16 protein-coding genes, 1 pseudogene and 1 riboswitch are annotated in these 23998 nt (G+C 73.6%); of the genes and pseudogenes, 8 read left to right on the top strand and 9 right to left on the bottom strand.

What is annotated here, in order from left to right:
• Window positions 1-14: 14 nt before the first annotated feature.
• Together Sdagh_RS15715 and Sdagh_RS15710 are read right to left on the bottom strand one after the other, a co-directional pair.
• Window positions 15-320, bottom strand: coding sequence for a hypothetical protein (locus tag Sdagh_RS15715; RefSeq protein ID WP_226535168.1), 306 nt, complete (start codon window positions 318-320; stop codon window positions 15-17).
• Complete coding sequence (locus Sdagh_RS15710; protein ID WP_190076717.1) at window positions 307-1740, bottom strand: PspC domain-containing protein; 1434 nt, start codon at window positions 1738-1740, stop codon at window positions 307-309. Before Sdagh_RS15710 ends, Sdagh_RS15715 begins: the two co-directional genes overlap by 14 nt.
• Before the next feature lie 179 nt (window positions 1741-1919).
• Between Sdagh_RS15710 and Sdagh_RS15705 the strand changes: the two genes are divergently transcribed.
• Together Sdagh_RS15705 and Sdagh_RS15700 are read left to right on the top strand one after the other, a co-directional pair.
• Window positions 1920-3209 (top strand): ATP-binding protein, encoded by a 1290-nt coding sequence (locus Sdagh_RS15705; protein WP_190008405.1) that lies wholly within the window; start codon window positions 1920-1922, stop codon window positions 3207-3209.
• On the top strand, window positions 3206-3910 hold the full coding sequence (locus Sdagh_RS15700; protein WP_189417754.1) for a LuxR C-terminal-related transcriptional regulator: 705 nt from the start codon (window positions 3206-3208) through the stop codon (window positions 3908-3910). Before Sdagh_RS15705 ends, Sdagh_RS15700 begins: the two co-directional genes overlap by 4 nt.
• Before the next feature lie 13 nt (window positions 3911-3923).
• On the opposite strand, the pseudogene Sdagh_RS15695 reads toward Sdagh_RS15700, so the two are convergent.
• Window positions 3924-4902, bottom strand: a pseudogene (locus Sdagh_RS15695) (C40 family peptidase).
• 429 nt (window positions 4903-5331) lie between these two features.
• Here Sdagh_RS15695 and Sdagh_RS15690 point away from each other — a divergent pair.
• Window positions 5332-5685, top strand: coding sequence for a hypothetical protein (locus tag Sdagh_RS15690; RefSeq protein WP_189417752.1), 354 nt, complete (start codon window positions 5332-5334; stop codon window positions 5683-5685).
• Window position 5686: 1 nt separating this feature from the next.
• On the opposite strand, the gene Sdagh_RS15685 is transcribed toward Sdagh_RS15690, so the two are convergent.
• Entirely contained in the window at window positions 5687-6664 is a 978-nt protein-coding gene (locus Sdagh_RS15685) for a tellurite resistance/C4-dicarboxylate transporter family protein (RefSeq protein WP_189417749.1), read from the bottom strand.
• A gap of 27 nt (window positions 6665-6691) precedes the next feature.
• On the bottom strand, window positions 6692-7861 hold the full coding sequence (locus tag Sdagh_RS15680; RefSeq protein WP_190076718.1) for a C40 family peptidase: 1170 nt from the start codon (window positions 7859-7861) through the stop codon (window positions 6692-6694).
• Between the two features lie 8 nt (window positions 7862-7869).
• Window positions 7870-8042: riboswitch (cyclic di-AMP (ydaO/yuaA leader) on the bottom strand.
• Window positions 8043-8274: 232 nt separating this feature from the next.
• Here Sdagh_RS15680 and pcrA point away from each other — a divergent pair.
• Window positions 8275-10761: a DNA helicase PcrA gene (pcrA, locus tag Sdagh_RS15675; RefSeq protein WP_189417744.1), complete on the top strand. Its 2487-nt coding sequence runs from the start codon at window positions 8275-8277 to the stop codon at window positions 10759-10761.
• Between the two features lie 102 nt (window positions 10762-10863).
• On the opposite strand, the gene Sdagh_RS15670 is transcribed toward pcrA, so the two are convergent.
• On the bottom strand, window positions 10864-12546 hold the full coding sequence (locus tag Sdagh_RS15670; protein WP_226535167.1) for a M23 family metallopeptidase: 1683 nt from the start codon (window positions 12544-12546) through the stop codon (window positions 10864-10866).
• A 329-nt stretch (window positions 12547-12875) separates the two neighbouring features.
• Window positions 12876-13820 (bottom strand): esterase/lipase family protein, encoded by a 945-nt coding sequence (locus tag Sdagh_RS15665; protein WP_190076720.1) that lies wholly within the window; start codon window positions 13818-13820, stop codon window positions 12876-12878.
• A gap of 615 nt (window positions 13821-14435) precedes the next feature.
• Here Sdagh_RS15665 and icmB point away from each other — a divergent pair.
• Window positions 14436-14852 carry a coenzyme B12-dependent isobutyryl CoA mutase small subunit gene (icmB, locus tag Sdagh_RS15660; RefSeq protein ID WP_189417736.1) on the top strand — a complete coding sequence of 139 codons (417 nt, stop codon included), beginning with the start codon at window positions 14436-14438 and terminating at the stop codon, window positions 14850-14852.
• A 182-nt stretch (window positions 14853-15034) separates the two neighbouring features.
• Here the strand turns inward: icmB and Sdagh_RS15655 are convergent, their stop codons facing one another.
• Window positions 15035-16663 carry a DUF5691 domain-containing protein gene (locus tag Sdagh_RS15655; protein WP_190076721.1) on the bottom strand — a complete coding sequence of 543 codons (1629 nt, stop codon included), beginning with the start codon at window positions 16661-16663 and terminating at the stop codon, window positions 15035-15037.
• A 346-nt stretch (window positions 16664-17009) separates the two neighbouring features.
• A complete protein-coding gene (locus tag Sdagh_RS15650; protein WP_190076722.1) occupies window positions 17010-18365 on the bottom strand; it encodes an SWIM zinc finger family protein in 1356 nt (451 codons plus the stop codon).
• A gap of 133 nt (window positions 18366-18498) precedes the next feature.
• Here Sdagh_RS15650 and Sdagh_RS15645 point away from each other — a divergent pair, with 133 nt between their 5' ends.
• The 3 genes from Sdagh_RS15645 to Sdagh_RS15635 all read left to right on the top strand — a co-directional run bounded on the left by Sdagh_RS15645 (window position 18499) and on the right by Sdagh_RS15635 (window position 23753).
• Entirely contained in the window at window positions 18499-19683 is a 1185-nt protein-coding gene (locus Sdagh_RS15645; RefSeq protein WP_189417729.1) for an ATP-binding protein, read from the top strand.
• A gap of 141 nt (window positions 19684-19824) precedes the next feature.
• A complete protein-coding gene (locus Sdagh_RS15640) occupies window positions 19825-22557 on the top strand; it encodes a DUF5682 family protein (protein ID WP_226535165.1) in 2733 nt (910 codons plus the stop codon).
• The gene (locus Sdagh_RS15635; protein ID WP_189417726.1) at window positions 22554-23753 is read left to right on the top strand and encodes a VWA domain-containing protein; all 1200 of its coding nucleotides are present in this window, start codon (window positions 22554-22556) and stop codon (window positions 23751-23753) included. Before Sdagh_RS15640 ends, Sdagh_RS15635 begins: the two co-directional genes overlap by 4 nt.
• Window positions 23754-23998: the final 245 nt, after the last annotated feature.

Raw genomic sequence — 23998 nt, 5'->3', positions numbered from 1 at the left:
CGAGGCGCCGGGCCTCAGCCATGGCTGTCCCTCTTCCCGAGGCCGACGGCCGGACCCGTCCCGTCGACCGTGCCCGCACCGCCCGGCCGGGTCCCGGCGGACGGGTCCGGACCCCGCGGTGACCGGCGGCGTCCGCGGCGGCGGCCCCGCGTCACCGTCCCGATGGCCCCCGCGAGGCAGAGGCCGCCCATGACCAAGGGGATCGACACGAACCAGGGTGCCGCCCAGCGGCCCTCCGCGTCGCCGAGGCAGACGACACCCGCCACGGTCAGGAAGACGCCGGCGACCAGCCGTCCGGGCTGGAACTCATGACGCAGCACGGCTCACCTCCACCTGGCCGAGACCGACCTGCATGCCGAGGTCGAGCGTCCCGGTGCCCTTGCCGCCCCCGGCCGGGGACAGCGTCGTCCGCTGGTGCTTGTCCGGAGCCACGTCCACGTCCTTCTCGTCGTCACCCGGCAGTTGGATGTCGCCCAGCCCGACCGAGACGTCCAGCCGCACGGTCACGTCCGGCGGGACGACGACCCGTATGCGGCCCAGGCCCGTCTCGGCGCGCGTGGTGACCGTCTGCCCCTCGTCCAGGTCCAGCCGGGACAGGTCCAGCGTGCCGACTCCCATGCCCACGTCGTACCGGGCTCTCACCTGGTCCGCCGAGGCGGGCGCCCAGTCCACGCGGGCCCATTCGGTGCCGATGTCCCTGGGCAGGGCGGCCGACGCGGTGAGCAGGCCCGCCGTGAGCACCGCCAGGAAGACGGACCCGGCTCCGGTGCGCCCGAGGAAGGAGCTGACCGCGATGCCCAGGCCGAATACCACCAGCGCGCAGGCCAGGCCGGTCTGCAAGCTGGGGCCCAGCGCGTGCTCGCCCCAGGCGGCGCGGGTGCCGAGGGCGCCGGCGGCGAGGGCCAGCAGGAAGACCGGACCCCCGATCCCGCGGGGACCGCGCGGCACGGGCGGCCGGGGACGCGGCGCCTCCGGACGTGTCCGGGGTATGCCGTGGCCGGCCAGCCGGACGTCGACCAGCTCCGAGATGTCCCGCGGGCGGGCGTCGGACGGCCCCCAGAGATACCCCGTGCCCCCGAAGTGGGAGCCGTCCTTGACTATGGGGTCGCGCCACCAGGACGGCCAGGTGAGGGTGACCGGCGGCGCCTGCGCCTCAGGCGGGGCGTCGGCGACGGCCTGCGCGGCCAGCGGGTCCGGCCCGGGGGCGCCGCGCTGCCGCGACCAGTACCCGGCGCCCGCGAGGAGCAGGGAGAGGACGACGGCGAAGGTGAGCACCCCGCCGTTGTGCAGCATGGTGAGGAAGACTCCGCAGCCGACCAGCGCGAAGAGCACGGCCGCCAGCGCCTGACCGTCTACGCGGCCGGTCAGCAGCTTGCGCACCTCGTTCTCGTCCTCGTCGTCGGACGGGACGAACAGCCAGGCGAAGCCGTAGAAGAGCAGACCGAGACCGCCGGTCGCGGAGAGCACGGCCAGGGTGATCCGGAAGATCACCGGGTCCATGTCGCACTGCCGGCCCAGCCCCGCGCACACCCCCGCCACCATCTTGTGCCGCCGGTCCCGCCGGAACCGGTGCGGGGGGCCGGGAGCATCCGGCCCGGCCGTGGCCCCGGCTCCGGGCGTGGCACGGGCACCCGGCGCGGCGCCGGTCCCGGGCGCCGCGTCCCGCGGCCCGGCGTCCCCTGTCGGGCGCGGGCCGGGGCCGGGACCCGTGCCCGCCGCGGCGTGCTCGTGTTCTGTCATGTGTCCATGGTGGCGGCCGGCGGGCCGCGGCGGCAGTCGGTACGACCCTGGCCGGACCCTGAGATCGGCCCCGAGACAGCACCCGGGAGCTGTTCGGCGACGGCCCGCCCCGAAGATCAGGGCAGTATCCGGGACAGACCCTGATGCCCTGGCACCGGGGCCGTGTGACCATCGTTGGCATGCCGGAAGCCGCAGCAGCGCCAGTCGTCGAGCCACGGCCGCCGCGCAAGCTCTACCGCAGCAGCGACGGACGCTGGCTGGGCGGAGTGGCGCGGGGGCTCGCTGGGCACCTCGGGCTGCCCGTGGTCTGGGTACGGCTGGTCTTCGTCGGGCTCTTCATGGCCGACGGCCTCGGCGCGCTGCTCTACGCGGCGTTCTGGTTCTTCGTGCCCCTGGGGGTAGGCGGCGTCGACGCCCAGAAGCCGCCCTCCCTGGTCTCCACCGAGACGGCCCCCGACGGCCGCCGCAGACTCGTCACCCGCAGACCGGACAAGGGGCAGATCGTCGCCCTGCTCCTCATGGTCGTCGTGGCCCTCGTCTTCGTGGGCAACGTGAATGTGAGCGGCGGCGCCAAGGCCTACCTCTGGCCGACGGTGCTGGTCGGCGCGGGCGTCGCCCTCGTCTGGCGGCAGGCGGACAACGCCCGCCGGGCCCGCTGGGTCGAGGCCGGCCGCCGCCGGCGTACGGTCCGGCTGCTGCGCGCGGTCGCCGGTGTGCTGCTGGTGACGGCCGGTGTCTCCGCCATCTTCGTGCTCCAGGGCTCCGCCGCCCACCTCGGCTCGGTGCTCCAGGCCGCCCTCGCGGTCCTCGTCGGGATCACGCTGCTGGCCGGCCCGTATCTCGTCCGCATGACACAGGACCTCTCGGAGGAACGGCTGATGCGCATCCGGGCCCAGGAGCGCGCCGAGGTCGCCGCCCATGTACACGACTCGGTGCTGCACACCCTGACCCTGATCCAGCGCAACGCGGAGAGCCCCGGCGAGGTGCGCCGCCTGGCCCGGGCCCAGGAGCGTGACCTGCGTGCCTGGCTCTACAGGCCGGAGGGCACCGGCAAGGACGAGGACGACGAGCCGACCACCCTCGCCGACGCCGTGAAGCGCGACGCGGCCGAGGTCGAGGACAAGCACGGCGTGCCCATCGAGGTCGTCGTGGTCGGCGACTGCCCGCTCGACGAACGGATCGGGGCGCAGACGCAGGCCGCGCGCGAAGCGATGGTGAACGCGGCCAAGTACGGTGGCGAGGGCGGTGCCGTGCAGGTCTTCGCCGAAGTCGAGGGCAGGACGGTCTTCGTGTCCGTCCGGGACCGGGGCCCCGGCTTCGACCTCGAATCGATACCCGCCGACCGGATGGGTGTCAGAGAATCGATCATCGGCCGTATGGAGCGCAACGGCGGCACGGCGCGGCTGCGCGCGGTGCCCGGCGGCGGCACGGAGGTCGAGCTGGAGATGGAGAGGGCGGAGAAGACGTGAACGACCCGACCGAGGCGAACGAGACGGCGACCGCGGCCGAGCGGCGCGTACGCGTCGTCCTCGTCGACGACCACCGCATGTTCCGTACAGGTGTGCAGGCCGAGATCGGCCGGACCGAGGAGACCGGGGTCGAGGTCGTCGGCGAGGCCGCCGACGTCGACCAGGCGGTCACGGTCATCACCGCCACCCGGCCCGAAGTGGTCCTGCTCGACGTCCACCTGCCGGGCGGCGGAGGGGTCGAAGTACTGCGCCGCTGCGCCCCCTTGGCGGCCGACGCCGAGCGGCCGGTGCGGTTCCTCGCCCTGTCCGTGTCGGACGCGGCGGAGGACGTCATCGGGGTGATCCGCGGCGGCGCGCGGGGGTACGTCACCAAGACGATCACCGGTGCGGACCTGGTCGACTCGATCTTCCGGGTGCAGGAGGGCGACGCCGTCTTCTCCCCGCGGCTGGCCGGATTCGTCCTCGACGCCTTCGCCTCCACCGACGCCCCGCCGGTCGACGAGGACCTCGACCGCCTCACCCAGCGCGAGCGAGAGGTGCTGCGCCTGATCGCCCGCGGCTACGCCTACAAGGAGATCGCCAAGCAGCTGTTCATCTCCGTCAAGACGGTCGAATCCCATGTCTCGGCGGTCCTGCGCAAGCTCCAGCTCTCCAACCGGCACGAGCTGACCAGGTGGGCCACGGCCCGTCGGCTCGTCTGACCGCCGCCCGCCCTCACACCACCCGTGCCGCGGCCGCGAACGGCATCCCGTCCACCGACGCCACCCGCACCGGCGCCGCGGGGTTGGGGGCGTGGATCATGCGGGCCACCGCCCACGTAGAGGCCGACGTGGCTGACAGCGGAGTGGAAGAAGACCAGGTCGCTGGGCGGAGTTCGGAGCGGGGGACGCGGCGGCCGGCGCCGAACCGGGCGTAGGAAGTCCGGGGCGGGGAGACGCCCGCCGAGCGGTAGGCGGCCTGGACGAGGCCCGAGCAGTCGAAGGCGTTCGGGCCGGTGGCGCCCCAGACGTGGGGGCTGCCGAGCTTGCCGTAGGCGTACGCGACGGCCGCCGCGGCCCGGGGTGTGGCCGAGCCCGGCGCGTTCGGTGTCGGTCAGCCGGGCCGGCGGTCGCCGGGCCTCGGTGAGGCTGCCGGTGAGGGCGGCGCCGTGCCGTTTCGGCTCCGCCCGCCGGGACGCCGGCGAGGCCGCCTCCGCCCGTGCCGCCCCTCGCGGCCCGCTCGATCTCCCGCAACCGCCGCTGCGCCCGTGCGACGGCGGTGGCGTGCCGGCTGCCCGCCCGCTCGGCCCGCGCGGCGGAGTCGAGGTACCGGTCGGGTCCGGCGGAGAGCGCGAGCCGCGGGGCCGGGTCGAGGCCATTGTCCCGGTACTGGGCCGCCGCGACGGACCGAGGGCTGTGCGGGCCGTGCCGAGCCGTTCCTCCTCGCGTGCGGCCTCGTCGCGCAGATCCACCAGGCGCCGTTCGGCCGCGTCCGCCTGTTCCTTCGCGCCGCTGTACTTCTCGGTGGCGGCCTCGGCCTCCCGGTACAGCCGGTCCACGGTGGCCTCGACCTGGGCCGGGCTCGGTTCCGGCGCGGCGTGCCCGGTCCCGTTCCACCCAGTGGCGGTCGCCGCGCCGGCGAGGGCGAGGGTGGCGGCGGTGCGGGCGGAGGCGCCGTTCGTCGCGCGCCGGCGGGGTCTGCGGTGTGCTGCCACCGGGGTTCCGCGTTCCTCCGTCCGACCGCTCACGGCCCCGCGCGGCCCGGCGGCGGCCCGTACGGGGGGACGGGTCGGCGCCGGGCTTTCTGGCGGTGGTGCCCGACTGCCACCCCTGGCGGGGCGGCGGCGGTGGGGAGCCGGTCACCTGGTGCAGGACGCTAGACCGGGTCACGCCGGGTGGGTGAGGAGGTGCACGGACATGACGGAAGAGGAGCGATGAGCGACGTCACGTGATCAGGGTCCCGTTCCGGGCGTGCTCGTTTCACGCGGGGTGACGATCGATGTCCGGGATCGAGGGAGGAGGAGGCCCGGGGGTGCTATGAGGCGTGGTACGTCACGCAGGCGGGGATGGCGGGCCGGATGTCCGGGATGCGCCGACCGGTCCGGTGCCGGCCGGGCCCGTGCCCTTGACTAGGCTCCGGCCCCATGGACGTACTCATCCACCTCTTCGTCGGTCTCCACATCATCGGCATCGCGGCGCTGCTCGGCGGCTTCCTCACCCAGATGAAGGCGATGGGCGAGGGCACCGCCCGGTTCGGCCCGGCGATGCTGCACGGCGCGCTGACCATGCTGGTCACGGGGGTGATCCTGGTCGGGCTGAACCAGGCCGACGACCACTCCGTCAACAACGTCAAGATCGGCGTGAAGCTGGCCGTGCTGATCGTGATCCTCGGCCTGGTCTATGTGAAGCGCGACGACGAAAAGGTGGAGAAGCAGCTGTTCGGCCTGGTCGGGCTGCTCACGATGGTCAACGTCTTCATCGCGGTGCTGTGGACCTGAGTCACCGCGGCGCCGCCGGCCGGAGCGCGCCGTGGGCGGAGCGGACCGCTCCGGCGGCCACCGCCAGCCAGGCGGCCACCGCGATCCACAGCAGGGCCTGACCGGGCCCGTCCAGCCACGGCACCTCGACGGCGGCGGCGACGGACAGCGTCGCCGCCGCCGTCATGCCGAGCGGGAACACCGTCGACCAGCGGCGTACGTCGTAGCGGAGCCGCGGCCGGAGCACTTCGGCGACGAGCAGGACGGCGTACCAGGCCAGGTCCAGGACGAGCAGGGCGACGGTCGCGGTGCGCAGGACGTCGCCGTCGTCCTGGTTCCACAGGTACATGCCGGTGCCGTCGGCGGCGAGCAGTTTGGAGCCGGCCAGCGCCGAGATGGCGAGCGCGCCACCCGCCACCCAGTGGTCCCCCGGCCCCTGGGTGACCTGCCGCCAGTCGAAGCGGAGGAGGGCGGCGGCGTAGAGCACCAGGCCGAGCCAGAACGGCACCAGCGCCGCGTGCGCGAGCCAGGGCGTCGAGGTGGTGGCGGCCAGCGTGGCGCCGAGCACGGCGAGCCCCTGTGTCGCCACACAGCCCAGGAACACCGCGCCGGGCATGGACCGCCCCCAGTGCCGGACCACCAGGACGATCAGCCCCGGCCACAGCGCCGTCGCCAGGGCGAGCAGCGCGGCTGCCAGGAACTGCCCGCCGAGCAGGGCGAAGCGGGTGCCTAGCACGGTCGTCGCGGCGATCGCGGTGAGCGCGCCCGGTGTCGCCGCCCGGGCCACCCACGTCGGTCGCTCGCGCAGCAGCAGGACGGTGAAGTTCAGCGCCAGGCCCAGCCAGGCGGCGCAGCCCAGTACCAGGGAGATCCCGGACAGGGTCTCGTGGCCGGCCAGGTGCAGGCCGACGGAGACGATGCCGGTCGCCATGACGGCGGCTCCGGCCGCCGGCGGACGCCCCGCCCACCAGGCGCGCAGAGCGGAGGTCCCGGATGACATGGCGCCGATGCTAGAGAGCGGAGCCGCTCAGGCCGGGCGCACCACGCTGTGGATCGACGACTCCCCGTCGTAGTAGACGGACTCCTCACGGACGTACGCGCCCGGTTTCGGGGCGTGGATCATCATGCCGTCGCCGATGTAGATCCCGACGTGCGAGATGTCGTCGTAGAAGAAGACCAGGTCACCGGGGCGTGCGGCGGAGATCGAGACCGTCGTGCCGGCGTTGACCTGGTCGTAGGTGGTGCGGGGCAGGTCGACGCCCGCGTCCTTCCAGGCGGCCTGGGTGAGGCCGGAGCAGTCGTAGGAGCCGGGGCCGGTGGCGCCCCAGACGTACGGTTTGCCGATCTGGGCGCGGGCGAAGGCCAGTGCCTTCTCCGCCGCGGTGGCGTACCCGGGGTCGGGGGAACCGGACGAGGACGAGGCGGACGAGGAGGTGGTGCCGGACGCGGCCTCCTGTGCGGCCGCCGCGGCCTCCTCCTGCCGTCTCTGCTCCGCGGCCTGCTGCCGGGCCAGTTCCTCGGCCTTGCGGGCCGCCTCCTCCTGCTTCTTCTTCTCGATCGCCGCGAGCCGTGCCTGCTCCTCGGCGGTCAGGTCGGCAAGGAGCCGGCGCGCGGAGGACAGTTTCGTCCGGACGGTGGCCTTGGCCGTCTTCAGGTCGGTCTGCGCGTCGGTCAGCGTCCGCAGGCTCTCGGTGGCCTCCCGGCGCTTCTCCATCGTCTCGGCCTGCTGGGTGGCGTAGTCGTCGACCAGCTGCTTCTGGCGGCCGGTGAGCCGGTCCATCAGCTGGTTCTGGTCGAAGTAGTCCTGCGGCGAGTCCGCGAGCAGGAGGGTCGCGGTGTCGGAGACGGACGTGCCGGTGCGGTACTGGGCGGCGGCGAAGGAACCCAGCTCCTCGCGCGCGTCGTTGAGTTCCTGGGTGCGCGCGGCGAGGGAGTCGAGGAGGCCGTCGACCTGCTCGCGCTGCTTCGCGGTCTTCTCCTTGGCCGCGTTGTACTTCTCGGTGGCCGCCCCGGCCTGGCGGTAGAGGTCGTCGACCTTCCGCTGGACCTCTTCGAGGCTCGGCCGGTCGTCGGCGGGAGCGGCGGTGGCCGTCTGGGACAGCAGGGCCACCGAGGTGAGCGCGGCCGTGGCGAGGGCGGGGGTCCGTATGCCCGCCACGCGTGATCCGGCGGGACGGGACTTGCGGTGCGACGCCAAGGGAGGCGACTCCTTCCGTGCTCCGCCTACCGGGTTAGCTGTCGGGTTCGGGCGGTGGTGGTACGGAAGGCTGCCCTACGGTCCGGCCCGGGGCCGGGCTGTGAACCGATTCACCCCATGTCACGGTGGGTCCCCGGTTCCGGGTGCCGAGCGGGCACGCCGGATTCGGCGGAGGCCGCGCGGCCCGGCGACGGTTCGCCGGTGGGGGTCGTGCGGCCCGCCCGCACCGTAGCCAACTCGTGTGCTGCCTGTGAAGGTTGAAGGGTGATATGCCCGATACATTTTCGTGACCTGGGGCAGGAGTCTCACGGTGCGTGATGCGAGGTGACGGCAGCGTGTCCGGCGGTCCGGTCGCCGGCGGGTTTTCCACAGGGCGTCCGGTTGTCGGTGGGGCGCCCTAGACTCGTAGAGCGATGAGCAGCCTCTTTGACGACAGCTTCCTGGCGAGCCTCCAGGCCCCCCGCGGCCATGAGGAGGAGCCTCTGCCCCCACCCGAGGACGAGCACGTACCGGAGCCGATCCCGGACGATCTGTTCGCCGGGAAGTTCGACGCGCCGCCGGACCGGGACGCGTACTACCGGGACGGTGCCCCACGCCCGGTCCTGGACCCCGCCGCCCTCCTGGAGGGGCTGAACGAGAACCAGCGCGCCGCGGTCGTCCACGCCGGCTCCCCGCTGCTCATCGTGGCCGGCGCCGGCTCCGGCAAGACCCGCGTCCTCACGCACCGCATCGCCTACCTGCTCGCCCAGCGCGGCGCCCACCCCGGCCAGATCCTCGCGATCACCTTCACCAACAAGGCCGCGGGCGAGATGAAGGAGCGCGTCGAGCAGCTCGTCGGCCCGCGCGCGGGCGCGATGTGGGTGATGACCTTCCACAGCGCGTGCGTCCGCATCCTGCGCCGGGAGTCGAAGAAGCTCGGCTTCACCTCGTCGTTCTCGATCTACGACGCCGCCGACTCCAAGCGGCTGATGGCGCTGGTCTGCAGGGACCTCGACCTCGACCCCAAGCGGTTCCCGCCCAAGGCGTTCAGCGCCAAGATCAGCAATCTGAAGAACGAGCTGATCGACGAGGAGGACTTCGCGGCCCAGGCCGCCGACGGCTTCGAGAAGACCCTCGCCCAGGCGTACGCGCTCTACCAGGCGCGGCTGCGCGAGGCCAACGCCCTCGACTTCGACGACCTGATCATGACCACGGTCCACCTGCTCCGCGCCTTCCCGGACGTCGCCGAGCACTACCGCCGCCGTTTCCGGCACGTCCTGGTCGACGAGTACCAGGACACCAACCACGCCCAGTACGCCCTGGTGCGCGAGTTGGTCGGCACCGCCTCCGAACACCCCGTCGACGTGCCGCCCGAGGCCGAGGTGCCGCCCGCCGAGCTGTGCGTCGTGGGCGACGCCGACCAGTCGATCTACGCCTTCCGCGGCGCGACCATCCGCAACATCCTCCAGTTCGAGGAGGACTACCCGGACGCGGTCACGATCCTGCTGGAGCAGAACTACCGCTCCACGCAGACCATCCTGAGCGCCGCCAACGCGGTCATCGAGCGCAACGAGTCGCGCCGGCCGAAGAACCTGTGGACCAACGCGGGCGCCGGCGCGCAGATCACCGGGTACGTCGCCGACACCGAGCACGACGAGGCGCAGTTCGTCGCCGACGAGATCGACCGGCTCACGGACGCGGGCGACGCCAAGGCCGGCGACGTCGCCGTCTTCTACCGCACCAACGCCCAGTCCCGTGTCTTCGAAGAGGTCTTCATCCGCACCGGCCTGCCCTACAAGGTCGTCGGCGGCGTCCGCTTCTACGAACGCAAGGAGGTCCGGGACGTCCTGGCCTACCTGCGCGTCCTCGCCAACCCCGAGGACTCGGTACCGCTGCGCCGCATCCTCAACGTGCCCAAGCGAGGGATCGGCGACCGTGCCGAGGCGATGATCGACGCCCTCGCGCAGCGGGAGAAGATCAGCTTCCCGCAGGCGCTGCGGCGCGTGGACGAGGCGTACGGCATGGCCGCGCGCTCCGCCAACGCCGTCAAGCGCTTCAACACGCTCATGGAGGACCTCCGTACGGTCGTCGAGTCCGGCGCCGGACCGGCCACCGTGCTGGAGGCGATACTCGAACGCACCGGTTACCTCGCGGAGTTGCAGGCCTCCACCGACCCGCAGGACGAGACCCGCATCGAGAACCTCCAGGAACTCGCGGCGGTCGCCCTGGAGTTCGAGCAGGAAGCGGGCGAGGGCGAGTCCTCCGGCGGGCTCGCCGCCTTCCTGGAGCGGGTGGCGCTGGTCGCCGACTCCGACCAGATCCCGGACGAGGAGGACGGCGACGGTGTCGTCACCCTGATGACGCTGCACACCGCCAAGGGCCTGGAGTTCCCGGTCGTCTTCCTGACCGGCATGGAGGACGGCGTCTTCCCGCACATGCGCGCCCTCGGCCAGACCAAGGAGCTGGAGGAGGAGCGGCGCCTGGCGTACGTCGGCATCACGCGCGCGCGGGAGCGGCTCTACCTGACCCGCTCGACCATGCGCAGCGCCTGGGGGCAGCCGTCGTACAACCCGCCCTCCCGGTTCCTGGAGGAGATCCCCGCCGCTCATGTGGCGTGGAAGCGGACCGGAGCGAGCGCGTCCGCTTCGGCCGCGGGTCCGGTCTCGGGGGTGGCGGCCTCGCTGTCGTCGTCGCGGTCCCGTTCGTCGGCGGCCGGCGGGTCGGGCTTCGCCACCAGCCGCGCCGGTGAGAAGCCGACCGTGTCGCTGGCCGTCGGTGACCGGGTCACCCATGACCAGTTCGGGCTCGGCACGGTGGTCGGCGTGAAGGGCACGGGAGCCAACGCCGAGGCGACGATCGACTTCGGTGACGCCAAGCCGAAGCGGCTGCTGCTGCGGTATGCGCCGGTGGAGAAGCTCTGACGGGCTCCCCGGGGAGCCGTCGGCCGTTCGCGGGGACGGCTCCCCGGGGCCTCAGGGCTCCTTCGGCCTCGGATTCGTTCGGCTGCTGGGGGAGTGGGGGAGTTACGTCGGGTCGAGGCCGTGGCTGCGCAGCCACGCCAGCGGGTCGATCGCGGCGCCGCCGGAGGGGCGCACCTCGAAGTGCAGGTGCGGACCGGTGGAGTTGCCCGTGTTGCCGGAATACGCGATCGGGTCACCGGCTTTGACGGTCGTACCGGAGGGCACCTGGTAACTGGAGAGGTGGCAGTACCACGTCTCCGTGCCGTCCTTCGCCGTGAGGATCAGCATGTTGCCGTACGCGCTGTTCAGCTGCGTGCGGACCGTGCCGTCGGTCACGGCTCGCACCGTCGTGCCGTACGAGACGGGGAAGTCGATGCCGGAGTGGACGGACATCCAGTTGATGCCGGACTGGCCGTAATAGGCGCTCAGCCCGTGCTGGTCGACCGGCAGCGCGAACTTGGGGCGGAGCCGTTCCTTGCGCGCCGCCTCCTCCGCCGCGCGCCTCCTCTCGGCCTCCTGCTCGGCCCTGAGGTCGATGCGTTCCTGCGTCCGGCTGGCCCGGTCGGCGAAGTCGTCGGCGCCGGCGGAGAGGCTGGCGAGCTGGGTGTCGAGCTTGTTGTTGGCGGTGGACGGCTTCACCACCTGGGGGGCGGTGTCCGCCGCCGAGGCCGTCGTCTCCCCGCCGTCGTCGCCGCTCAGGCCGTCGACGGAGGCGGCGGCGATACCGGCCACGCCCATCACACAGGCCGACGGTACGGCGATGGTCAGCAGCGCGGAGCGCTTGGCGGGGGGACGTCGGCGCCCACGGGACGCGGCGCGCGCGGCGGCACGGGAGGCGGGGGGCGGCGTCACGTCCTGGGACGGCGCGGTCTCCTCCTGCCCCTCCAGAAGCGTCGGGACGGCCGGGAGTTCGCCGGTGGCGGTCAGGCCGTCGTCCTGCCGGGGGGTGTCGTCGTCCTGCGGGGCGGTGCCGTCCGAGTTCCACTGGGTCGCGTCGAACGCGCCCGAGTCGTAGGGCCGCGTGCCCCAGTCCCAGGGATGGTGCTGGGGCTGCTCGCCGGTCCGGTCCTGCTGATCGTGGAGGTCGGCGCGGGGTTCGTGGTGCTCGCTGTCACCGCCGTGACCGCGGTGGCCGCCGTGACCGGTGTTGCCGTCGTGTCCGTGCTGGTCCGGCTGGTCGGTGGTGTCGGGCTGGAGCCAGGCGCTGGTGTCCCACTGGCCGCTCGACTCGGGGCCGCCCGCCTGCGGTGGCACGGTGGGCAGGGGCTGGTAGGCGTCCGCCCAGGTGGTGGTGTCGTAGGCCCCGGTGTCGTACGTGGCGTGGTGCTGGGCCGCGTAGGAGTCGTAGTTCAGGGTCTGGTGACTGCCGGTGTCCGGCGACTGAGGGGCGCCGGACCACTGGGTGGTGTCGTACGTGCCCGTGGTGTCGTATCCGCCGGCCGGGGCATACGGATCGGTGGCGGCGTACGACGTGGTGTCGTAGGCGCCGGTGTCCTGGGCGGGGAGGCTGCCGAAGAGGGGGTCCGCCGCGAAGGACTCGGGAGCGAAGGCGGCGGAAGAGAGGGTCTCGGTGGCCACGGAGGTGGCGGTGGAGGCGGTCGCGAAACCGGCGGTGTCGTAGCCGTCGTAGGTGGTGAGGTCGCCGTACTGGGCTTCCTGGGTGCCGTACGACGCGTAGTGCGCCGAGGCGGCTTCGGAAGCCGCGGCCGGGGCGGTGGGGGTCCCCGACGGGTGACGGTCGTTCACCAACTTCTCTTTCGCCTCGACAACAGGGGCTGCCAGAGCAGTGCGGCGACTGTACCCGGCGGTATGCGGGCGCGACAATCTTCCTCAGGTTTCACGCGCGCAGGAAACGGGCAATCGGCCGTGATTCGGCGGTCCGTGGACGCGAGTTTGGCCTTTTGTTCGAGAAATGTTCGATCTTTTGGCCGGGTTGGAAAACGTTTCTTCGGGCGCTGGACGTCTGTCCGGCGGCTGTGGGGCGGCTGTCAGTCGGTTGTCGGACGGGATGGGCCGGCCGTCGAACGGGGGTGGGCCGGCCGTCGGGCGAGGGCCGGTCGGTCGTCAGGGGTGCCTCAGGCCACGGTGAGGCCGGAGGGCCCGGCGGAACCGGCCGGATCGTTGGGGTCCGCTCCGGACCGTGCGTCGATGTGACTGGCGTCGAGGGCCTGTCGGATGCCGGTCGCCACGGCGGGGTGAACCGGCAGGGCCAGATGGCCGATGCCGCTGACCCGCACGTTCTGCGTCAGGAGGTCTGGGTGGTCCAGCCGGGCCGCCTCCAGCGGGACCATCAGCGGGTCGAAGTCGCTCCAGAAGCTGACGAAACGGGTGCGGCAGTCGGACGCCGGGCGGGACAGCTCCTCGATCACCGGTGAGCCGGGGCGCATCTGGCGCACGATGGGGTGCGCGTTGGCCAGCGGAGCCACGCGGGTGCCGGTGTGCGGGGTGCCGAGTGTGACGAGCATGCGGACGCGCCGGTCACCGCCGAGACACTGGACGTAGTACCGCGCGATCAGCCCGCCCAGACTGTGGCCGACGATGTCCACCCGCTCCTTGCCGGTGCGCGCGCAGATCTCCTCCAGGTGTCGGCCCAGAAGCTCGGCCGCAGTGCGGATGTCGCAGGTCAGCGGCGAGTAATTGAGTGACTCGACGTGCTGCCTGCCGTGCTGCGCCAGGCTGCGGCGGAGCAGGACGAAGACCGACCGGTTGTCGATGAAACCGTGCAGCAGGACGACCGGGGGACGCCGGCCGGCCTGGGCCGGCAGGCGCGGGGCGGGTTCCTCGGGGGTGAGCCGGGGGCCGGCCGGGTCGGGTGCGGGGAGGGGGGCCGGAAGCGGGGCCGCCCGGCGTTCCTGGCCGATGCCGGACGGATAGAGAAGGACGTGCCCCGCCAGGATGGCGATGTCCAGGGCCGTCGCCTTCAGCAGGCCCAGGGAGACGCCCGCGACCTTGACCGGCAGCACCGGTGCGAGCCACTGGCAGAGCGGACGAAAGGGCTGCGTTGCCCAGTTGACCTTCATGGCCGACCTCCCGTCGGCACGCGGAAGAACGCCTCTGTTCCCCGTGTGCCCTGATGGAGAGCCGTGACACCGGTGTGCGGTGGTGGGGCTGGGGTGGGTAAGGGTCGGCGGGGCGGGGGTGGCTTCGTCGGGTGCCGGAGTGGTTGCGTTGAGTCATGGGCCGGCGGGTGGTGGCTGTGGGTGGTAGCCGGCTAGGTGTGCCGCTGGTGCCGGGGCGTGCATGCGGCACCTGGCGCTGTGCGCCCGTGGTGTGTGCCCGTGCCCGTCCCTGGGGGTGCCCGCGCTGTCCGCGGCGGCTTTTCGCGGCCTGTGGCTGTCGGCGCGGCGTGGCCGTGCCGGGGTGGTGCGGCTCTTCCGTGCGCGCGGTCCGCCGTGACCCGGAACGCTGCGCGACCAACATGTCCTGCTGTGTGATTTCCCCCTCGGTGTCCACCGCGAAACTGCCGGTTGCGAGATGCTGGGGATAACGTTCGTTCACTTCTTCGGGCGGCTCGGTGTGAGGGCCTGGCGGCGCCTGCCGGTGATCGCGGGTATGGGTACCGGTACGGGCGCCGCTACGAATGGGTGTAGCGCTTCAGTCTCTTCAGTCGCTTGAGTTGCTTCATGGAGGCAGTGATGGGTGTGGCAGCCGGTCCGATCCGCGTGGTGGTGGCCAAGCCGGGGCTCGACGGCCATGACCGAGGGGCCAAGGTGATCGCGCGGGCGCTGCGGGACGCCGGTATGGAGGTCATCTACACCGGGCTCCACCAGACTCCCGAGCAGATCGTCGACACCGCCATCCAGGAGGACGCCGACGCGATCGGGCTCTCCATCCTCTCGGGTGCCCACAACACGCTCTTCGGTGCCGTGATCGACCTCCTCAAGGAGCGGGACGCGGACGACATCCTGGTCTTCGGCGGCGGCATCATCCCGGAGGCCGACATCCCGCCGCTGAAGGAGAAGGGCGTGGCGGCGATCTTCACGCCCGGCGCGACCATGACGTCGATCGTGGACTGGGTGCGGGAGAACGCGCGGCAGCACGCCGAAGCGTGACGCGGGGCCGCGGGTGCGCGGGGCGCGTCGGGTGCGGTGGCTGATCCGGTCCGGAGTGGCTGAACCGGTCGGGATGGCTGAACCGGTCGAGGTGCGGCGGGGTCGGTTCCGGGTCGGCGCGGGGTCCGGGTCGGTCCCGGTCGGTGCGGGGCCGGGGCCGGTCAGCGCGGGGCCGGGGCTGGTCAGCGCGGGGCCGGGGCCGGGGCCAGTTCCTCCGCCATCGTCGCGCGCAGCCGCAACGTCGTGACCATGCGCTGGAACGCCTCCGCCCAGTAGCCGCCGGCCCCCGGCGACGCGTCCTCCGGCTCGTCGGCCATCGCGGACAGGCCGTCGAAGCGGCCCGCCTCGGACGGGTCGAGGCACCGTTCGGCGAGACCCATGACCCCGCTGAAACTCCAGGGGTAGTTCCCCGCGTCCCGCGCGATGTCGAGCGCGTCGACCACCGCTCGACCCAGCGGCGCGGCCCACGGCACCGCGCAGACCCCGAGGAGCTGGAACGCCTCCGACAGACCGTGCGTGGCGATGAACCCGGCGACCCACTCGGCCCGTTCACCGGCCGCCAGCACGCCGAGCAGCTTGGCCCGCTCGGCCAGCGACACCGCGCCCGGCCCGCCGGCCTCGGGCACCGTGGGCGAGCCGAGCAGCGCCCGCGCCCACGCGGAGTCCCGCTGCCGGACCGCCGCCCGGCACCAGGCCGCGTGCAGTTCGCTCTGCCAGTCGTCCGCCACCGGAAGCGCGACGATCTCCTGAGGCGTACGCGCGCCGAGCCGGCCGGTCCAGGTCGCCAGGGGTGTCGCCTCCACCAACTGCCCGAACCACCACGACCGTTCGCCACGCCCGGCCGGCGGCTTGGGGACGACGCCGTCGCGCTCCATGCCCGCGTCGCACTCGTGCGGCGCCTCCACCACGATGGTCGCGGGGACCCGCGAACGGTCGACGGACACGCAGGTCAGGGCCCTGGCCGCCATGCGCGCGGCGAGCGCGGAACCCGGCAGCGCCGACAGCAGCTCCGCCGCCGTCGCTCGTACGTTACGGCTGCGGTCGGCGAGCGCCTGCTCCAGGAACGGCTCGTCGTCGGGACCCAGGCCCGTCCGGAGCGAGTCGAGGAACATCAGGCGGTCCTCGGCCCGCTCCGCCGACCACGTGCCGGCGAGCAGCTCACGGGCGTCGGCGGGACGCCGAGCGCGCAGTGAGGCCAGGAGTGCGACCCGCTCGGCGAACAGGCCCTCGTCCCACAGCCGCCGGACCCGCTCCGCCTCCTCGGGGCGGGGCAGCGCGCCGTCACCGCCGGGTGCGGCGCGCAGCGCGAACCGCCAGTCCGGGTTCAGCCGGGCCAGCCACAGCGCGCGCGGACCGGCGAACGTCAGGGCCGCAGGGCGCAGGTCGGTCCGGCCGCGGGCCGCGTCCAGCAGGGCGGGCAGCGACTCCGCAGGGGCCGCGTAACCGTGGCCGTTCGCCGCCGCCAGCCACTGGGGCAGCAACTCCATCAGGTCCGGAGCCGTCCCCCGCCGCCCGCCGCCCGCCACGCCGGACCGGTCGGCGAGCAGCAGGGCGAGCCTGCGGGCGGCGGCCGTCGGCAGCGGAGGGCGGTGATCGGCGGGGGCCGGCGCCGGACGCTTCGCCGACCGCGCAGGACGCAGGGAGGCGCGCCTGCGTACGGTCTCCAGGGCCGCGGCGTCCAGCAGCCGGGTGGGGGCGTCCGGGCCGGGCGCGCAGCCCGGAGGAGTACGACGCTCCGTGCCGAGCAGGGCCGCGATGACGAGCTCCTCCCAGACGGGGAGCGCGGACACGGGAGCCGGTGGCCTGGTCATGCGGGTCCTTTCCGCGGAAGGGCGTGCATCGGAGGGGGAGGGGTGGTGGGGGCGGTTGCGAACGGGCCTTGTGGGGGGAGTGCCGTAAGCCGGGTGGCCGTGGAGCGGGTGGTCGCGGGGCGGACGGCCGTGGGGCGGGTGGTCGCGGGGCGGACGGCCGTGGGGCGGGTGGTCGCGGGGCGGACGGCCGTGGGGCGGGTGGTCGCGGGGCGGACGGCCGTGGGGCGGGTGCTCGCGGGACGGACGGCCGTGTCTTGAACAGCCCCGGAACGACCGGTCGTTGGACGGATGATCGGCGGAGAGGCGGTCACGCCAGGAGCGTTCGTGACGGGACCGGCTACGGGGGTCAGCACAGCGGCACCGCCGCGCCCGGCTCGGCGGGCCAGGCCGTCAGCGGGGTGAAGCCCCGGTGGCCGCACTCGCCGAAGACCGTGACGGGCGCCCCGCCCGAGAGCGCGACCAGGCGCCACAGGCCGGGCCGGTTGCGGGCCACGGCGCTGAGGGGGAGGGCGGTGTCGCCGTCGGCGTCGGCCAGTTGCCAGCCGTCGCCGTCCTGGACCGGTATGACCCGGTCCAGGGTCACCGGGACGGAATCCAGCCAGGGATCGTCCCGGAGTGCCTCGCCGTAGCGGGCGGCCGCCCGTGCCGTGTCCATCCCGGGCGGACGTGTCTCCGTCGTGGCGGGCGGGGAGAACCGCTCACCCAGGGCCGACCGGAACTGGCCGGCTCCCGGATAAGGGGACACCTCGGTCTCCAGGGCCAGTCCCACCGGCAGCGCCAACTCCGGGGCGCGGCCGGCGGCGCCGTAGGAGAGGAGCAGCGCGGTGCGGTCCGACCCGGCGCCGTACAGCCAGATCCGGCGGGTGGTCAGGCGCGCGTCCGCCGTGTCGTACTGGGCGAGGACCAGCCACTGATCACGGACGGCCGGGCCTTCGGGTGAGGCCGGCAGACCGGTCCGTGAGCGGACCGTCGCCGCCAGGGCGTCCGGCAGCTGCTCGCGGCGCAGCCAGCCCTGGTCGAGAAGGTGGAGCAGGGCGCACTCCTCCAGCAACCGGACCGGCCAGCCGGGCCCGGACGAGGGGATCGACCCCAACTCCCGCGCACGGGCGGCGAGCCCCGGTGCCTGGGCGTCGACCATGCGGGCCGCCGTCTCCTCCCACAGCTCGTGACCGGACGCCTCGGCGCCGGCCAGGCCACCGCGCAGCAGGTCCGCCAGGCGCTGCTCCAGCTCGGTCGCGCCCGCGGAGATCCGCTCGGCCCGGCGCTCGGCGCGGCGCCGGGCGGCCTCCGGATCGGCGGAAGCGGAACCGGAACCGGAGGACGCCTCCTGCTTCTTCCGCTCCGCGCGTCCGCGCCGCGTGGCGAGCCACTGATCCGCGAACTCCGGCGGCTCGGCCCGCGGCACGGCTCCGTCCCCGCCCGTCCACAGCAGCAGCAGTCCGAGCGCGTGCTTGCACGGGAACTTACGGCTCGGACAACTGCACTTGTACGCGGGCCCCTCCGCGCCCGCGAGATCGACGACCGTCTGGTACGGCTTGCTGCCGCTGCCCTTGCACAGCCCCCACACCGTCCCCTCGTCGGAACATCCCGCCTCGGACCACGGACCGGCCGTGCCGAGTTTGCTTCCCGCCTTGCGTGACGCGGCGTCAGGTGCCAGTGCCAGCACCTGGTCGGCCGCCCAGCGCTCCCCCTGCTGAGTCATGCCACCGAAACTAGGCCCCGCCACTGACAATCACCCTCCGCGAGGGTATTTGTGCAGGTCAGAGCGATTGTCAGTGGTGTGGTGCACGGTTGGTGTCAGATCCGAACCGGCCGAGCTGGAGGGGGACTCAGCCATGCCTGTGTCCGTAGAACCGACGTCCGTCGACCCGAGCCAGAACGGGTCCGCGCCCGTGCCCACGGAAGCGGACACCCAGACATCCGCGGACGCGCAGGAGAGCCCGGAGGCCCTGCGCCCGCACGCCGAGAACGCCTTCGCCGACGAACTGGCCGCGCTCGCCGCGCAGGACGACCGTCCGCGCCCGGCCCGCTGGAAGCTGTCGCCGTGGGCCGTCGCGACGTACCTGCTCGGCGGCACCCTGCCCGACGGCACCGTGATCACGCCGAAATACGTGGGACCGCGCCGCATCGTCGAGGTGGCCGTCACCACGCTGGCCACCGACCGCGCCCTGCTCCTGCTCGGCGTGCCCGGCACCGCGAAGACGTGGGTGTCCGAGCACCTGGCCGCCGCGGTCAGCGGGGACTCCACGCTGCTCGTGCAGGGCACGGCCGGCACGCCCGAGGAGGCGATCCGCTACGGCTGGAACTACGCGCAGCTGCTCGCCCACGGCCCGAGCCGGGACGCCCTCGTGCCGAGCCCGGTCATGCGGGCGATGGCCGAGGGGATGACCGCCCGGGTCGAGGAGCTGACCCGTATCCCGGCCGACGTGCAGGACACGCTCATCACCATCCTGTCGGAGAAGACACTGCCGATACCGGAGCTGGGCCAGGAGGTGCAGGCCGTCCGCGGCTTCAACCTGATCGCCACGGCCAACGACCGTGACCGCGGGGTCAACGACCTGTCCAGCGCCCTGCGCCGCCGCTTCAACACCGTGGTGCTGCCGCTGCCGGCGAGCGCCGAGGCCGAGGTCGACATCGTCTCCCGGCGCGTCGACCAGATCGGCCGCTCCCTGGACCTGCCGGCCGCTCCCGACGGCATCGACGAGATCCGCCGCGTCGTGACCGTCTTCCGCGAACTGCGCGACGGCGTGACCACGGACGGGCGTACGAAGCTGAAGTCGCCCAGCGGCACCCTGTCGACGGCCGAGGCCATCTCGGTCGTCACGGGCGGGCTGGCGCTGGCCGCCCACTTCGGCGACGGCGTACTGCGGTCCGGTGACGTCGCGGCCGGGATCCTCGGTGCCGTCGTCCGCGATCCGGCGGCCGACCGCGTGATCTGGCAGGAGTACCTGGAGACGGTCGTCCGCGAGCGCGACGGCTGGAAGGACTTCTACCGGGCCTGCCGGGAGGTCAGCGCGTGACCGGCATCGACGCACACGGCTCGTACGAGGCTCGCTGGACGGGGGGACCGGCGGCGCGGGCGGGTTCCGGGAGGACGGGCACGGCGGTCCGGCCCGGCGACGAGGACGACACGGCATGGTCCCTGACGGGAGGGGGAGGGCGTGGCAGGCACTGACGGCAAGGCGGGGCCGGGGCGCGGACCGCTGCTGCTGGGGGTACGTCACCACGGGCCCGGCTCGGCCCGCGCGGTCCAAGCGGCGCTGGCGGCGGCGCGGCCCCGGGTGGTGCTGATCGAAGGACCGCCCGAGGCGGATGCCCTCGTGCCGCTCGCCGCCCACGAGGACATGCGGCCGCCGGTCGCCCTGCTCGCCCACGCCGTGGACGAGCCCGGCCGCTCCGCGTTCTGGCCGTTCGCCGAGTTCTCCCCGGAGTGGGTCGCCCTCCGCTGGGCCGTGGACCACGGCGTCCCGGTCCGCTTCTTCGACCTGCCGGCCGCCCACACGCTGGCCCTGCGGGAGCACGAGGAGGAAGCGGAGCACGGTACGGACGGAGGGCAGGGGGAGACGACGGGGCGGCCCGCTGGAGCCGGCCCGGAACCGGAACCGGGAGCCAAGGCGGAACCAGGAGTGAAGGCAGAACCGGAGCCGGAAGCGGAGGCGGAACCCGGTGCGATGCCGTCGGCGGCCGGGACCCGGCCGGCCGTGCGGACCGATCCGCTCGCCGTGCTGGCCGGGGCGGCCGGGTACGACGACCCCGAGCGCTGGTGGGAGGACGTCGTCGAGCACCGGGGCGCGGGGGAGGACCCGCTCGCCCCGTTCAGCGCCTTGGAAGAGGCGATGGGGGCGCTGCGGGAGACCGAGGGCACGGAGGGGGCGAAGGGGCCGGAGCCTCATGGGGAGCCGGGAGCGGCTGACGAGCACGGCCGGGACCTCGTCCGCGAGGCGTACATGCGGCTCCAGGTCCGGTCCGCGCAGCGGGAGTTCCCCGAGGGCGTGGCCGTGGTGTGCGGTGCCTGGCACGTGCCCGCGCTGCGCCGGAAGTCCACCGTCGCCGCCGACCGGGCGCTGCTCAAGGGCCTGCCCAAGATCAAGGTGGACCTGACCTGGGTGCCGTGGACCAACCGCCGGCTGTCCCGGAGCAGCGGCTACGGCGCGGGCATCGACTCGCCGGGCTGGTACGGGCATGTGTTCGGCGCGGCGGACCGGCCGGTCGAACGATGGCTGACCAAGGTGGCGGGGCTGCTGCGGGAGGAGGACCGGATCGTCTCGTCCGCCCATGTCATCGAGGCGGTACGGCTGGCCGAGACGCTCGCCGTGATGCGTGGGCGTCCGCTGCCCGGCCTCAGCGAGACCACCGACGCCGTGCGCGCGGTGATGTGCGAGGGCTCCGACGTGCCGCTGGCCTTGGTCCATGACCGGCTGGTCGTCGGGGACGTGCTGGGGGAGGTGCCCGAGGAGGCGCCGGCGGTTCCGCTGCAACGCGATCTGACCCGGATACAGCGTCGGCTGCGGCTCAAGCCGGAGGCGCTGGAGCGGGAGCTGGAACTCGACCTGCGCAAGGAGACCGACGCCGAGCGCGGCAGGCTCCTGCACCGGCTGCGGCTGCTCGGCATCGGCTGGGGGGAGCCGGCCGCGTCGCGCACGGGTACGGGCACGTTCCGGGAGACATGGCGGCTGCGCTGGGAGCCGGAGCTGTCGGTCCGGGTCGCCGAGGCCGGCGTGTGGGGGACGACGGTGCTCGGCGCGGCGACCGCGAAGGCCGAGGCGGACGCCGTCGCCGCACAGCATCTGGCCGAGGTCACCGCCCTGGCTGAGCGCTGCCTGCTGGCCGAACTGCCGGACGCGCTCCCCGTGGTGATGCGGGTCCTGGCCGACCGGGCGGCGCTCGACGCGGACGTGGGCCACCTCGCGCAGGCCCTGCCGGCCCTGGTCCGTTCGCTGCGGTACGGCGATGTACGGGGCACGGACACCGGGGCGCTCGCCGAGGTCGCCGCGGGTCTCGCCGAGCGGGTGTTCGTCGGCCTGCCCCCCGCCTGTGCCGCGCTGGACGCGGACGGCGCCGAGGAGATGCGGCGCCATGTGGACGCGGTGAACGGGGCGGTGGGCCTGCTGGCCGACGCGGCCGACGCCCCCGCCGACGCGGCCCACGCCCCGGCCGACGCGGCCCACGCCCCGGCGTCGGCCCCTGGCCCGGCATCGGCTTCGGGTTCAGCGCCGGACGCCGGTTCGGTCCCGGCCCCGGGCCCGGCGTCCGTCTCCGCCCCTGACCCCGCCTCCGGCCCCGGTGACCTGCGGGCTCGTTGGCGCCGGGTACTGCGGGTGCTGTCGGTGCGGGGCACCGTGCCCGGCGTCATCCGGGGACGTTCCGTACGGCTGCTGCTGGACGACGGGGAACTGCCGGCGGACGAGGCCGCCCGCCTCATGGGCCTGGCCCTCTCCCCGGGCACACCACCGGCGGACGCCGCCGCCTGGATCGAGGGGTTCGTCGGCGGCGGTTCCGGGGGCGGCATGCTCCTGGTCCACGACGAGCGGCTGCTGGGGCTGGTCGACGCCTGGCTGACCGGCGTACCGGCGGAAGCGTTCACGGACGTCCTGCCGCTGCTGCGGCGCACGTTCTCGGCGTACGAGCCCGGGGTGCGGCGCACCCTCGGGGAACTGGTCCGGCGCGGCCCCGGTGCGCGGGGCGGCACGGCGGCCGGCGGCACGGGCCTGCCCGGGTTCGCGCCCGAGCCGGACACGGCACGGGCCGACGCCGTCGAGCCGGTCGTGCGGTTGCTGCTGGGCCTGCCGGCCCGGGAGGGGGCCAGCGGGCGGCCCGGACCCGCCGGCAGCCGCACCGGGGGCCGGACACGGCAGGACACCGACGACAACGACCTCGCGGGGGTGCGGGTATGACGATCGAGCCGATGCGGACAGGAGCGGTACCGGAGCAGGCCGACCCGGGGGCGGAGCGCCTGCGGCGGTGGCGGCTCGTCCTCGGGGGCGACGCGGCCGACGGCACCGGTCACACGCTCACCGGGCGCGACGCCGGCATGGACGCGGCGTTGTCCTCGCTCTACGGGAAGGGGGACAAGCCGCAGACGGGACGGGCGGGGCGGGAGCGTTCGGCCGGGCTCGGTGCCTCGGCACCGTCCGTGGCGCGCTGGCTCGGGGACATACGCACGTACTTCCCCTCCTCCGTCGTCCAGGTCATGCAGCGCGACGCGATCGACCGGCTCGGTCTCTCCACGCTCCTGCTGGAGCCGGAGATGCTCGAAGCGGTGGAGGCCGACGTGCACCTGGTCGGCACGCTGCTCTCCCTCAACAAGGCGATGCCCGAGACGACGAAGGAGACCGCGCGGGCCGTGGTGCGCAAGGTCGTCGAGGACCTGGAGAAGCGGCTCGCCACCCGCACCCGGGCCACGCTCACCGGTGCCCTCGACCGCAGTGCCCGCGTCAGCCGTCCCCGGCACCACGACATCGACTGGAACCGCACGATCGCGGCCAACCTCAAGCACTACCTGCCGGAGTACCGGACGATCGTGCCGGAGCGGCTGATCGGTTACGGACGGGCGTCCCGGTCGGTGAAGAAGGAGGTCGTCCTCTGCATCGACCAGTCCGGGTCGATGGCAGCGTCGGTGGTGTACGCGTCCGTGTTCGGGGCGGTGCTGGCGTCCATGCGGTCGATCAGCACCCGGCTGGTCGTCTTCGACACGGCGGTCGTGGATCTCACCGACCAGCTCGACGACCCGGTCGACGTGCTCTTCGGCACCCAGCTCGGCGGCGGGACGGACATCAACCGAGCGCTCGCGTACTGCCAGTCGCAGATCACCCGGCCCAGCGAGACGGTTGTCGTCCTGATCAGCGACCTCTACGAAGGGGGAATACGGGACGAGATGCTCAAGCGGGTGGCGGCGATGAAGGCGTCGGGCGTGCAGTTCGTGACGCTGCTGGCGCTGTCCGACGAAGGTGCGCCCGCCTACGACCGGGAGCACGCGGCGGCTCTCGCGGCACTGGGCGCACCGGCGTTCGCCTGTACACCGGATCTGTTCCCGGACGTGATGGCGGCGGCGATCGAGAAGCGGCCGCTGCCGATACCGGACACGGTGTGACGCGGGAGGCGGTGCGCGCGACGGGAGTGGTGGCGCAGGCGGTGCGCGCGACGGGAGTGGTGGCGCAGGCGGTGCGCGCGACGGGAGTGGTGGCGCAGGCGGTGCCGTGGGGCGGGGTCGGTGGTGGTGGGGCTGCCGGTGATCGTGAGGTGGCGGGTGGCCATGGGGTGGCCGGGCATGTGACTACCTGTCGGTAACAGAGGGCTTGCGCGAACTCCGTCTGTCCGTGCGAGGATCGACGTGCG

The sequence above is a fragment of the Streptomyces daghestanicus genome, assembly GCF_020521275.1.
GTDB classification, from domain to species: domain Bacteria; phylum Actinomycetota; class Actinomycetes; order Streptomycetales; family Streptomycetaceae; genus Streptomyces; species Streptomyces griseoviridis.
The sequence above is the reverse complement of the archived record's forward strand: the minus strand, read 5'-3'. Positions and strand labels throughout refer to the sequence as shown.